The sequence below is a fragment of the Vibrio sp. 1401 genome, assembly GCF_033340295.1.
In genome coordinates this window covers 1-13072 of sequence record NZ_JAWOWF010000075.1, presented here as the reverse complement: position 1 = coordinate 13072, position 13072 = coordinate 1, and the positions used below count along the sequence as shown (strand labels likewise).

Genomic DNA, 13072 nt, shown 5'->3' with positions numbered 1-13072 from the left:
GGGTCTATCGGATTGTTACATGTTGGTAGGATCATTCAACTGATCTGCCGATTAAAGTCTTAACTGATCGGCATTAGAGCATTTGCTCCTCTTTCGTGTAGCGTCATATTAGATGACTTGCAGTTGAGCATCACCTTGCTCAGACAAAAAACCGCCGGTTTGATGCTTCCACAACTGAGCGTAAACACCACCCAATTGCAGCAGCTCGTAATGCGAGCCTTGCTCAATGATTTTGCCGTCATCCATTACAATCAAACGATCCATCGCGGCAATCGTTGATAAACGGTGAGCAATCGCAATCACTGTTTTTCCTTCCATCAGAACTTCAAGGTTTTCTTGAATTGCCGATTCTACTTCTGAATCAAGTGCAGACGTTGCTTCATCCATGATCAAAATTGGCGCGTTTTTCAGCAGAACGCGAGCAATCGCCACACGTTGACGCTGACCACCAGACAGCTTCACACCGCGTTCACCCACTTCAACGTCATAACCAACGTTACCTTGCTCGTCTCGTAGAGATTGAATGAAATCATGAGCATGTGCTTTCTCAGCAGCTGCGATAACGGCATCCATTGAAGCATCTGGATCACCGTAAAGAATGTTCTCTTTAATTGAGCGATGTAGCAAAGAGGTGTCTTGCGTGATCATACCGATGTGTTGGCGAAGCGACTCTTGTTCAACTTGAGAAATGTCCTGTCCATCAATACAAATCTTACCGCTATTTACGTCGTAAAAGCGCAGCAACAAGTTGACCAACGTGGATTTACCTGCCCCAGAGCGACCGACAATGCCGACTTTTTCGCCCGGTTTGATAGTCAGATTCAAGTTCTCAAATACTGCCTTCTCATCACTGTAGTTAAAACCTACGTGATCAAAGCAGATCTCACCTTGAGAGATTTGCAAAGGCTTAGCATTTGGTACGTCTTTCACTTCAACATCGTTTGAAATCGTATTAATACCGTCTACTACTGTACCGATGTTTTCAAACAGTGCGCTAACTTCCCACATGATCCACTTCGACATACCTTGTACGCGCAACGCAATACTGATGGCAATCGCAATAGCACCAATTGTTACAGCGTGATCTAGCCATAGATAAACCGAAATGGCACTAATAGACATCAGCAGCAAATAGTTGATGGCATCCACACTAAACAGTAAACAAGTCACCATGCGCATTTGGCGGTAAACCGTCACCAAAAATTGCTTCATGCTGCTTTCTGCGTATTCCAACTCTCGTTGCGAGTGCGCGAATAGCTTTACGGTAGATATGTTGGTGTAAGAATCGACAATGCGCCCAGTCATTACAGAACGAGCATCCGCTTGCTCCGTCGCTACTTGTTTCATTTTAGGGATAAAGTAGAACTGGATAACCGCGTACATTCCTATCCAAATCACAATAGGCAACATTAGCAAACCATCAGCTTCGCCCATCATCCAGAGCATCGAAAGAAAATAAACGCTGATATAAACCAGTACATCCACCAGCTTCATGACCGTTTCTCGTACCGCTAACGCACTTTGCATCACTTTGGTCGCAACTCGGCCTGCAAAGTCACGCTGGAAAAATCCAACCGCTTGTTTTAGCAAGTAACGGTGAATCAACCAACGGATAGACATCGGGTAGTTACCCAATAACGTTTGGTGCATCACCATTGAGTGGACAAAACCGAGAGCTGGCATCACAACCGCCACTAAGAACAGCATCATTAGCATGCGATCACCCTGGTCTTGCCAGAATGTTGCGCGATCTTGATTAGAGAGAATATCGACGAGCTCGCCCATATAACGCAACAGCGTCACCTCAGTAATGGCAATAAGCGCACTGAACACAGCCATAACGAGTAAAGGGGCTTCAAAGCCACGAGTGTAAAAACGACAAAAGCCAAATAGCGTCTTCGGTGGCTTTTCGGTTTCCATCTGGGGAAAGGGTTGGGTCAGCTTTTCAAACCAATTGAACATAACAATGACTTTAGGTACCGCGAATGAATTTGCGAACGTTTTACTATCTTTTGATACAAAAGTCAGTAAAATACCGAAACAAAAGCTCAAATGATAATAATTACAATTAAGCTTAGCGTTAATCATAATTATCGGGAATAGATTTATGCAAAAGAATAACTCACTGACCATCGCTATCCGCAACGCGTTGGTTTGTGCTTTAGCACCTACAGCAGTGGTTGCATTCACAGCACAAGCTCAAGAAGACGTCGTACAAGATGACGTGATTGCCATGGAGACCATAACGGTCACCGCGCAAGCACTTAAAGTAGAAACCCCGGCAGCAGAAACGCCGCGCAGCGTATCTATCATTTCTGAAGATGAACTTCGTGTTCGTGCACCGAAAAAGCTAGATGAAGCATTACGCTACACGTCTGGTGTAACCGCTCAGCCTTATGGCGCAGACAACGACACTGATTGGTTCAAAGTTCGTGGATTTGATGCAGCGACTTACCTAAACGGCAACCGCCTATTCCGCGATGGTTACTACACATGGTTGGTCGAACCTTACGGCCTAGAAAGTGTAGAAGTCGTTAAAGGTCCATCGGCTATTCTGTTTGGTGAATCGGCACCAGGCGGTATCGTGAATGCTGTTCAGAAAAAACCAACGTTTACGCCTCAAGGCGAAGTAAAAGTCGAAGTTGGCAACAATCAACACCAATCCGTAGGTTTTGACATTGCTAACGAAGCAAACGACGCAGGCACTGTGCGCTATCGTTTGGTTGGCTTGATGACAAGCCAAGATGGTGAACTGGACGGCACAAATAACGAGCGTTTCTACCTAGCGCCAAGTGTCGAGTTCGACATTTCTGACCGTACAATGCTGACCGTTTTGGCAACTTACCTTCATGATGACGGTGTACCAACTAACCCATTCTTCCCGGCAGCAGGTACTCTGATTGGTTCTAACTTTGGCAAAATCGATCCTTCGACTAACCTTGGTCAGCCAAACTACGATAAATACGAACGCACGCAGTTTTCTCTAGGTTACTTACTAGAGCACGACATCAATGACATGTGGTCACTCTCGCAAAACCTCAATTACGGTTCGAATGAGTTGTACTTGCGCAGCTCTTACGCGTTCTCAAACAACGATCCAGCGAAAGAAGAGTTAACGCAAGGCATCGTATTCCGTGACGGAAAAAACCAGAGCATCACGTTCGATAACAATGCTGTCGGCAACTGGATGACAGACAACGCAGAGCACACAGTGCTTATCGGTATGGATCTGCAATTCCACAAAACCGATGGCGACGAGCAAGACAACTATGCATTTGGCACTATCAACCCGTGGAACCCAGTTTACGGCAACTTCACCCCTCTTGATCCTGCCAACAACGTGAAACGTGAGATTGAGAAATCTCAAGCAAGTCTCTATTCACAATACCAATTGAAACTGCATGAACAGTGGATTGGTAACATAGGTGCTCGTTACGACTGGGTGAAAACAGAAAACTCTGGCAAAGGCGCTACCGTTGATCAAAGTGAATCTCGTGATGATGGTCAGCTCTCTCTAAGTGCGGGTGTGATGTACCTTGCAAACAATGGCCTGTCACCTTACGCAAACTACTCTCAGTCGTTTGAAGTGATCAGCACTATTGATGCGGCAACCAATGAACTTTACAAACCGCTGGAAGGCGAGCAAGTAGAAGTGGGTGTAAAGTATGAGCCAAGCTTTATGGATGGCTTTATCAACCTTGCATGGTTCGACATCACGCAAAAGAACGCGTTGGTCACTAACCCATCAACATGGATTGCGACACAAACAGGTGAAGTGACATCTCAAGGTATTGAGCTAGAAAGCACGGCGCAGCTAACCGACGATCTAAAACTGATGGCAAGCTACACCTACACTAAAGCGAAAACAGATGAGAGCTTTGGCCAAGGTAAAAAACAAGCCGCACTTATTCCTGAGCATCAAGCGTCTGCATGGGTAGACTACAGCGCCTACAGCCTGATTCCAGGCCTCAATATCGGTACTGGTGTGCGCTACGTAGGTGAGTCAAAAGATAACCCTAAGAGCTCGAACCTAACGGTTCCTTCTGTCACTCTTTGGGATGCGTCAGTCACTTACGACATCACTTCACAGTGGCAAGCACAGCTAAACGTGAACAACATCCTAGATAAAGAGTTTGTTTCAGGTTGCGATTACTGGTGTTACTACGGCCAGTCTCGCTCTGTTATGCTAAACGCAAACTACCGCTGGTAATTGTACTTCTACTCCCCTCTATTGAGGGGAGTTTTCTCCTAAGAGCCATCCATGTTTCAACTGTCTAATATTGAGATCGTGCGAGGTGGACGTCAGATCCTCGGCATCGAACAACTTAACATCCCAACAAATGAGCTAACGGTCGTTTTAGGCCATAACGGTTCAGGTAAGTCGACACTGGTGAACCTGCTTTCTGGTCAAATGCCACCAGATAAAGGCACGGTAACACTAAACGATACTTCCCTTTCATCACTCAAAACCAAAGAGTTGGCAAAACAGATCGCCTATTTGCCACAAAAGCTGCCCTCTTCGGCTGGTTTAACGGTAGAAGAGCTAGTGCGCTTAGGTCGCTTTCCGTGGCGTGGGGCACTTGGTCGTTGGAAAGCTGAAGACAAACAGATCATCACGCAGGCTATGGAACGAACAGGGGTTACACCTTTTGCTGAAGCTTTGGCGGATGACTTATCGGGCGGCGAGCGCCAACGTGCTTGGGTGTCTATGCTACTGGCTCAACAATCGCCAATTTTAATTCTCGATGAGCCAACCTCGGCGCTCGATGTTCACCATCAGTTTCAACTAATGGCGCTGCTGGCAGAACTGAATCGAACCGAGAATGTAGGCATTATCGTGATCCTGCACGATCTGAACTTAGCACTGCGCTACGCCACCCACATTGTTGCGCTCAAAAAAGGTAAGATTGCCTTTGAAGGCAACGCCGACATGTTGTTAGACGAGGCACGCCTTTCTAAACTATATGAGTCACCAATTAAGCTGATTGAACACCCAAGCCCGGCTAACACATTAGCGAGCCAAAAGGTGGCTGTTGTATGCGCATAATAGCTCGTTTACGTACTGTGGTTACACAATCTGCTTTTCTCCTCGCATTTTTTATGACCAATGCACATGCAGTCATCACCGTTACCGATGAATATGGCGAGCATAGTTTTGAGCAAGCGCCTCAACGCGTTGTAGCCTTAAACTGGGACATCTTAGAACAAGTTTTGGCGCTAAACGTAGAACCAATCGCAGCCCCAAATTTACCAGGCTACCGCCAATGGGTCGTCAATCCAACTGCACCAGAGTCAATTGAAGATATTGGAACCCGAGCAGAACCCAACTTAGAAAAAATAGCCAGTTTGAAACCAGATGTCATCCTTGCTGCGTCTCCACAGCAAGACTTGATTCCGTTACTCAAACAAATTGCTCCGGTAATCTATTTACCTAATTTTTCTGAAAATGAGGCCGCAGCTGAAACGGCCATTCGTCACTTTCGTACGCTCAGCAAGCTATTCAATAAAGAGGCACTTGCTGAACAGAAACTGGCAGAATTAGATGCTTCATTTGCGCAGATGCGCCAGCGAATTCGCCACTATTACTCTGCTCCACTCAGCGTTCTTGTGATGCGATTTTCAACCCCGAATACTGTATTACTTGCAACCGAAAACTCCACCACTGACTACGTGGTTAGAAAACTGGGATTACAGGCTCCAATTAAAGAGGACCCACGTGCGTGGGGAGTAAAGCAAGATCGAATCAATCGGCTTCAGAGCCTTCAAAACAGCTACGTTCTCTACGTACAACCTTTCCCAGAAGAACGAAAACTGAAAGAGTCGCCACTTTGGCAAGCGATGCCGTTTGTGAAAAAGCAGCGGGTAAATTCAGTCAGAGCAGTGTGGGCGTATGGCGGTGCCATGTCTTTGCAATACACCGCTGAAGCGATTACCGACAGTCTAATAGAGTTGGCACCAGAACAATGAGAACGAAACATTATATTGGTTATCTGGCGCTGATTACGTTACTTAGCGTCTTTAGCCTACAAATTGATACTAATTTATCACTTTTCGAACAATGGCAATTATTAACAAAACCAGAGGTAGCAACCGAGTTTCGTGACGTATTCTTTACGCAAGCGCAGCTTCCTAGGTTAAGTATGACCCTGCTTGTTGGTGCCATGCTTGGTCTCACCGGCAGCTTAATGCAGCAATTAACGCAGAATAACCTCACCTCGCCGTTGACTCTTGGCACCTCTTCTGGTGCTTGGCTTGCATTAGTCGTGGTAAACATTTGGTTCGTCGATTGGGTAGCCGATTACTCTGCATTAGCCGCAATGGTGGGGGCTTTAGTGGCGTTTGGCCTGATCGTATCAATTGCAGGCGTGCGTAATATGACAGGTTTGCCGTTGGTCGTTTCGGGGATGGTTATCAATATCTTGCTTGGTTCTATCGCCACAGCCATTATTATTTTAAACGCCCAGTTCGCACAGAATATTTTTATGTGGGGAGCCGGAGACCTTTCTCAATACAGCTGGGATTGGTTTGAGTGGTTATTGCCTCGCTGCGCTATCGCAATCGTAATTTTGATCGTCGCACCACGTATTCTGACCTTAATGAAACTAGGACAAGAAGGCGCAGCAGCCCGAGGCTTAGCGGTATTACCCGCGTTTGGTGCGTTAATGGTGATGGGTATTTGGCTAGTATCTGCCTCAATCACCGCAGTTGGCATTATCAGCTTCATCGGATTACTGACACCCAATATTGCCAGAGCGATGGGGGCAAGAACACCGCGCGACGAATTGATCAGCAGCATGCTTTTGGGCGCAATGCTACTAATCATCACAGACTCTGCCGCTATCTCGCTGAGCTTATGGTTAGAGGAAACCATTCCTAGCGGCGTAGCGGCTGCAGCTATTGGCGCTCCCGCTTTAATTTGGTTTACTCGTAAAAAGCTGACGGCAACCGATCAACTTAACCTTTCAATGAGCCAAGGAAAAACGGCGCTTTCTAAACGCGCGGTATGCAGCATTGCGCTATTCAGTCTGGTTGGGATTCTAGCTTACTCATTCGTTACCCATGGTATAAACGGAATTCAATGGTCTGTGCCAGGTGAGTTCCAATGGCAATTGCGTTGGCCGCGAATGTTAACCGCACTTTCTGTCGGTATTGCGCTATCCGTTGCCGGAATCATTTTGCAACGCATTGTTTATAACCCTCTGGCAAGTCCCGATATTCTCGGTGTGTCTTCCGGAGCCACGTTTGCCATTATTACGACAGGAGTCATCGCTGGGTCGCTTCTCTCCGCATTTAGCTGGGGTATCGCTTTTTTCGGAAGTATGTCCGTATTGATGTTATTGCTGATTATCGGTAAACGAAGCCATTTTAATCCATCTAACTTCGTGTTGTCCGGAATCGCACTAACGGCACTACTAGAAGCTCTTGTTCAATTTTCGCTAGCTCAAGGTTCTGGTGACAGTTACAAAATTTTATTGTGGTTAACTGGTTCAATTTATCGAGTCACAGCCGACACCGCACTGATGTTATGTTTGGCCATAATAGTTCTGCTTGCCGCTGTATTCTCGATTTCTCGTTGGCTAACACTAATTTCCATCGGGCGACAATTCTCAAATGCACGAGGGCTTAACCCTACCGTAGCCAATACGCTTATGCTCACCATCGTTGCTTTGTTATGCGCCTTTTCTACGGCTACAGTTGGTCCAATATCTTTTGTTGGCTTGGTCGCTCCCCATATGGCGATGATGTTAGGAGCAAGAAAAGTGAAAGAGCAACTGTGTGTCGGTGCCTTAATTGGCGCAACCCTAATGTTGTGGGCAGATTGGCTAGGACAAATCGCTATTTATCCAAGTCAGGTCGCAGCTGGCACGTTGGTCGCTATTATAGGCAGCACTTACTTCCTATTTTTAATGCTGAAGAGTAAATTCAGCTAAGTTGGGAATATTGTTACAGCCTAAAAATACGCTAAGAAAAACAAACCCCGCTATTTTGATAGCGGGGTTTGAAATTAAAGGCGAAGTACGATGCTCTATTCTTCTCGCACTACAGGAAAACGTTGCTCATAAAGTTCCATAAAGTCCTTACGAATTAAGTGCTCTAAGTGGTTCGCTTTATCGGTTGGGCAGAAAATCATCACGTGCAGAATTTGTTCACCATTAATGTTGCTAGAAATATGCATATGTGGCTCAGAACCAGGAAGGTCAACACCGGCATGTTTTTCAATCATCGCATTGTAACGATGTGCAACATCAGCAAAGTAACTGCAATGTTCTTCAATTTTATCAGTTAAAATCGGTAGCAGTGGATACAAATTGACGAAGTCTTTCACCACTACAGAAAAGTTGTGATAAACGTACCGCTTCATGAAGTTGAGGTTCTTTACTGGATAGGTAAAGAACATACTATTAGGCAATGTCGCTGTTTTGCCGGTGTAATGATATTGCCCATGATGCAGGTCGATCTCTTGAATCACCGTCGCCATCATATTGTGCTCAATCACTTCACCGCATAACTTCCCGACCTCAATCCAGTCCCCAACGCGAAAAGAACGTGAACTTGCTCTTTGAATCGAACCCGTAAAACACAAAATGATTTCTTTGGATGCCACTACAATGGCAACGGCAATCGCCGTTACACTCAGAGCAAACTCGTTAATTTCTGATTGCCATAAAATAAATAAAATCAGTAATGTAACAGCAAAGGTGCCATTTTTAGTTCTGGACATCCAACTACGCTGATCTTCTGAGAGAAAAGCGTGATCACCACGAATCATCGATAAAATTGCACGACGAATTAACCACATAATCGCAAAGATCAGTGCGGTAAAAATCAATTTATGAGTGAGAAGAAAATCGACAACTAACTGCACTTTCTCCATTCCACGGCTCCCTCGAATAAAAATACGGCCCAGTAACAGCTAACGATAACAAATTATTTTGTCTGTTGTCCGTGCTCACTCAAGTCTTTTTGAAATTACTCCTCTCTGAAGGCGCGATTCATGCTTTCTGTAATTGGCTTTATTAGGTAGCTCAATGGCGTTCGTGGCTCAGATAAAATAAGCACTTCGGCATTCATGCCTGAGGTTAAACGATGTTTTGTCACATCTTCCGGTGAAATTGCAATTCTAGCGAGATAAAAATCTTCTTGGTTTTCTTGCGAGAGCTTATCGGCAGAAATCGTCAGCACAGTACCGTCTAAAGGTGCCAACGTTCGTGCATTCAGAGCGGTCAGACGAACATGCGCTTGCTGGCCTGGATTCACTAAATCAATATCCTGAGGATTAACACGAGCCTCGACTAACAACTTATCGTCTTGCGGGACCAGTTCTAGTAACGTTTCACCCGAGCCAATCACACCTTTTTCGGTAAACACTTGCATGTTGACTACGCGACCAGAAATAGGTGCGTTGATCGTTGTTCTTGCGACAATATCTTGAGCGGAGCGATATTCTTCCCGAATTGCGACAATTTCCGTTTTGGTATTTCGTAGTTCCTCGACAATCTCATTCAGCCTTTCAAGCTTCAACTCTTCAATTTGCGCTAGGTTCTCATCTAACCTTTTTCTAACGGTGAGCGACTGCCTATCTAACTGGCTTAAGGTACTTCTCACCTCCGCTGCTAAGCGCTTGAGTTGAAGTAAAGTAGATTTTCCCGAGAAACCTTTTTGCACCAAGGCTTGGTTGCTGTCTATTTCTTCAGCAATAAAGTTGAGCCGTTCCGTCTCAATCACTTTGGTTTGCTGAAGGTTTTCAAGCTCTAAATTTGCTCCAGAAATACTCTGCTCAATGATACTCAGTTTACTATCAAAGAATCGCTTTCTCGCTTCAAAGATCTTGTTTTGAACCAGTTGTGCTTCTTGTACGATATCGACACGGGGAATGCTTTCAAGATCATCAGACCATACAATCGTTGGAAGCTCATCAAGCTCCGCACTTAAACGGTTTTCCTTTGCTAGAGTATGGATAAAACGACCACTTAACGAGTCCAACTTAGCCATAGCTTGACGCTTAGAAAGTTGAATTAATAACTGACCTTTTTCGACTAAATCCCCTTCCTGTACATATAGCTTTTCAATAATACCGCCTTCTAAATGCTGAATTTCTTGTCGCTTAGTGAGAACTGACAAATCACCATAAGCAATCGCTGCACTTTCTAATTTGGCTGTTGCAGCCCAGTAGCCAAGGCCTCCAAGAAAAACACTTAAGGTCACCACACCAAGTAAAATTGGTTTTCGAAAGCTTAGTCTCGCTTTGGGGCTAAAACGGTATACGATCTCGGTAGAACTCTGATTAACGGTTGGCAGTTGATTGCTCATTTCTTACCCTTGGGATATCTGTTCTTTCTTCGCCCATCAAACGTTTTAATACTTCATCTTTAGCGCCGTATAACTTGACTCGGCCGTCAGCCAAATACAACAGCCTATCCATTTGTCGTAACGTACTCGGATTGTGGGCAATGACGATAATCGTTGTACTCTGTGCTTTTAAATGGGCAATCAAACGTTGATACGCAGCCTCTCCCTCACCATCGAGGTTGGCATTCGCTTCATCGAAAATCACAATAGATGGGTCGCCATAAACGGCTCTTGCAAGAGCGATTCTCTGCCTTTCCCCCCCAGATAAACCACGGCCATTTTCACCAATAATGCAATCATAGCCTTTGTTTTTCTTGAGTATTAATTCATGACATCCTGCTAGTTGCGCCGCCTTGATGACTTTAGCCGGGTCTTCTTCTTTAAAGCGCGCGATGTTCTCTCGAATTGTGCCAGGAAATAACTCCACCTCTTGAGCGAGATACCCAAAATGCACGCCGCGATCTTCAGATGCCCATACGGAGACTTCCATTCCATCAAGAGTCACTTTACCCGCTAATGGCTTAACCGTACCTAATAACAGCCGAGCAAACGTCGATTTACCCGTACCAGAAGGGCCAATCACCCCAACAGCAACACCCGAAGGAATCGATAAGCTGATCGATGAGAGCACTGGTTCGGTTGCTCCAGGATGGCGATAGGCCAGTCCGGTAAGCTCATAGTGTCCTTTTGGTTTAGGCAGTGGCATATCTGATTCATCTTGGCGTACGATCGCATCGATTTCTTTCAACCTTTTATAGGCGCCTTTAGCAGACATCGCGCTTCGCCACGTGCCTATCGCCTGCTCCATCGGCGATAATGCCCGACTCATTAATATGGAGCTCGCGATCATCGCCCCTGCCGTGATTTCATGTTGGATTACTAACCATGCACCACCTCCCAGCAAAAATATCTGTAGTGATCCACGCACAAACTTAGAAAAGTTAGCCATGTAGATGGACTTACCTGCAACTCGCTCTTCAAGCACATTCACTTCACTCACGCGCGACTGCCACTTCTCTAAAAATGCATTCATCATCCCCATTGCGAGAATTGAATTGGAGTTTTGCGTGGCTAATTCAGCGTTGTTGATATGAGAAATCGCTCTGACTTCGCTCTCTTGCATTGTTTTACGCGTCATCAGCTCATTGAGTAGACCTAGGCTAAACAATACGATAGATCCAAGTAACGCGATGTGACCTAGTATCGGGTGCAATAAATACACAAATAAAATAAACAGCGGTGTCCAGGGCGCATCCAACAGTGGATAAGGTGCTTGACTGCTCAAAAAGCTTTTGATGTTCTGAATGTCTCTCAGAGTTTGCGAGGTATAACTCTTCCCAGTATGTGATTGATATTGAATCGTGCGCTTGAGCATGAAAGCGGAGAGTTTTGTGTCCATCCAATAACCAAAAGATTTACTCATTTGTGCTCGTGCAATGTCGATGATAGACATGGTTAACAGCGCGACAATTACGATGACAGTGAGCAAGAATAAAGTATCGGTTGAGTAGGAGGATATCACTCGGTTGTACACTTGAAGCATGTACAGCGGAATCGAGAGAACCAATAAGTTGATAAAAAGGCTAAAAACGATCAGCAAGCCCGCAAGCGTGCATAGTTTTTGTTTCACTTCTTTGAAAACCGTTTTTTGCACGACTACTTCCGTTTAACGTGAAAATTGTAGGCGCCAGAAATACTAGCGCCTAGCTTAAGGTAACCTCAAATCGCTCTAGAGTGTCCGATTAGTGCACCTCAGCATGGCAGAGCCACGCAAACTAATTCCCATCCAGAGTTATTTTCAGTCGTTTAGATTACGAACAGATCTGCACCATAGGTGTTGATGTCAGTTTCAGTCACGCCAATAAGTTTCACTGTTAGATCAGCCCCATCGGTAAACACTGCATTCCCAACTGCATCGTAGCTAAAGCTTAAATCACCAAAGTCAGTGACAGAGTCGCTAATGATGTGCAAAGAGTCTTCACCAATGGTGAAATCAACAACTTTGGCTTCGCCATGGCCACCAAACTTATCCGTGAACACAAACTTATCGCCATTGCTGCCGCCAACTAAAACGTTGTCACCAGAACCAGCAACAAGAATATCTTCACCGACACCACCATTTAATTTATTGTCACCCAGCAAACCCAACAGCAAGTCATTACCGGTACCACCGCCGAGGTAGTCGTTTCCTGTACCAGCCCTAAGGATGTCATCTCCAGCACCACCAGTTAGGCGATCGTCGCCGTCGCCGCCGATCACATAATCATTACCGCCACCGCCAACAAACGAGTCATTACCACCAAAACCGATAAACAAATCATCGCCGCCATCGAAATCAGCAAATTGGTTATTTACACCTGCATCGCCTAAATACGTGTCATTGTCACTTGCGCTCATTTTTATTCCCTCTTAGCTTATTAATTGAATAGACCTTCTGTCTGTTCCACGTCTGACTAGATTCGTCACGACATGAGAAGTCTAATAGTCAACTGAATAGGAATAAGTTTGAATATGGCATGATATTTCAGACTGACATTTTAATAATAAATATAAAATTTAGTACTTTATAGAGTATTTTCTTTTTATTACAGCAAGTTAATACTAGTACTACAGGTTTCTCTTAGCCCAACTTGTAGCTTGCGTACGGCTTTGTTGCGTAATTCGATGGAACTAAATCAAGAAGCTACGATCTGAGCGGTTACGCCCATCAATCGTCGTAGCC

At 45.2% G+C, this 13072-nt stretch carries 9 protein-coding genes; 4 read left to right on the top strand and 5 right to left on the bottom strand.

Annotated features, from left to right (window positions below; all coding sequences use genetic code 11):
- Positions 1-108 precede the first annotated feature (108 nt).
- Positions 109-1962 (bottom strand): ABC transporter ATP-binding protein, encoded by a 1854-nt coding sequence (locus tag R7Z77_RS22950; protein WP_042521744.1) that lies wholly within the window; start codon positions 1960-1962, stop codon positions 109-111.
- Between the two features lie 145 nt (positions 1963-2107).
- Here R7Z77_RS22950 and R7Z77_RS22945 point away from each other — a divergent pair, with 145 nt between their 5' ends.
- From R7Z77_RS22945 to fhuB, 4 genes are read left to right on the top strand one after another with little or no spacing between them, the layout of a single operon-like run.
- Complete coding sequence (locus tag R7Z77_RS22945) at positions 2108-4210, top strand: TonB-dependent siderophore receptor (protein ID WP_169644577.1); 2103 nt, start codon at positions 2108-2110, stop codon at positions 4208-4210.
- 51 nt (positions 4211-4261) lie between these two features.
- On the top strand, positions 4262-5047 hold the full coding sequence (locus R7Z77_RS22940; RefSeq protein ID WP_213967607.1) for an ABC transporter ATP-binding protein: 786 nt from the start codon (positions 4262-4264) through the stop codon (positions 5045-5047).
- Positions 5038-5967 (top strand): iron-siderophore ABC transporter substrate-binding protein, encoded by a 930-nt coding sequence (locus R7Z77_RS22935; protein ID WP_005375173.1) that lies wholly within the window; start codon positions 5038-5040, stop codon positions 5965-5967. Before R7Z77_RS22940 ends, R7Z77_RS22935 begins: the two co-directional genes overlap by 10 nt.
- A complete protein-coding gene (gene fhuB / locus R7Z77_RS22930; protein ID WP_047103935.1) occupies positions 5964-7931 on the top strand; it encodes a Fe(3+)-hydroxamate ABC transporter permease FhuB in 1968 nt (655 codons plus the stop codon). The genes R7Z77_RS22935 and fhuB overlap by 4 nt, the downstream gene beginning before the upstream one ends.
- Positions 7932-8026: 95 nt before the next feature.
- On the opposite strand, the gene R7Z77_RS22925 is transcribed toward fhuB, so the two are convergent.
- The 4 genes from R7Z77_RS22925 to R7Z77_RS22910 form a co-directional block, all read right to left on the bottom strand.
- Positions 8027-8875: a mechanosensitive ion channel family protein gene (locus tag R7Z77_RS22925; protein ID WP_005375171.1), complete on the bottom strand. Its 849-nt coding sequence runs from the start codon at positions 8873-8875 to the stop codon at positions 8027-8029.
- 95 nt (positions 8876-8970) lie between these two features.
- A complete protein-coding gene (locus R7Z77_RS22920) occupies positions 8971-10311 on the bottom strand; it encodes an HlyD family type I secretion periplasmic adaptor subunit (RefSeq protein WP_005383906.1) in 1341 nt (446 codons plus the stop codon).
- Complete coding sequence (locus tag R7Z77_RS22915) at positions 10286-12004, bottom strand: type I secretion system permease/ATPase (protein ID WP_005383908.1); 1719 nt, start codon at positions 12002-12004, stop codon at positions 10286-10288. Before R7Z77_RS22915 ends, R7Z77_RS22920 begins: the two co-directional genes overlap by 26 nt.
- Before the next feature lie 152 nt (positions 12005-12156).
- Positions 12157-12747, bottom strand: coding sequence for a calcium-binding protein (locus R7Z77_RS22910; RefSeq protein WP_005375168.1), 591 nt, complete (start codon positions 12745-12747; stop codon positions 12157-12159).
- Positions 12748-13072: the final 325 nt, after the last annotated feature.

Excerpts from the sequence above, each read along its gene's own strand:
- R7Z77_RS22910 (WP_005375168.1), bottom strand. The coding sequence starts at position 12,747 with ATGAGCGCAAGTGACAATGACACGTATTTAGGCGATGCAGGTGTAAAT.
- R7Z77_RS22940 (WP_213967607.1), top strand. The coding sequence starts at position 4,262 with ATGTTTCAACTGTCTAATATTGAGATCGTGCGAGGTGGACGTCAGATC.
- fhuB (WP_047103935.1), top strand. The coding sequence starts at position 5,964 with ATGAGAACGAAACATTATATTGGTTATCTGGCGCTGATTACGTTACTT.
- R7Z77_RS22945 (WP_169644577.1), top strand. The coding sequence starts at position 2,108 with ATGCAAAAGAATAACTCACTGACCATCGCTATCCGCAACGCGTTGGTT.
- R7Z77_RS22925 (WP_005375171.1), bottom strand. The coding sequence starts at position 8,875 with ATGGAGAAAGTGCAGTTAGTTGTCGATTTTCTTCTCACTCATAAATTG.
- R7Z77_RS22935 (WP_005375173.1), top strand. The coding sequence starts at position 5,038 with ATGCGCATAATAGCTCGTTTACGTACTGTGGTTACACAATCTGCTTTT.
- R7Z77_RS22950 (WP_042521744.1), bottom strand. The coding sequence starts at position 1,962 with ATGTTCAATTGGTTTGAAAAGCTGACCCAACCCTTTCCCCAGATGGAA.
- R7Z77_RS22920 (WP_005383906.1), bottom strand. The coding sequence starts at position 10,311 with ATGAGCAATCAACTGCCAACCGTTAATCAGAGTTCTACCGAGATCGTA.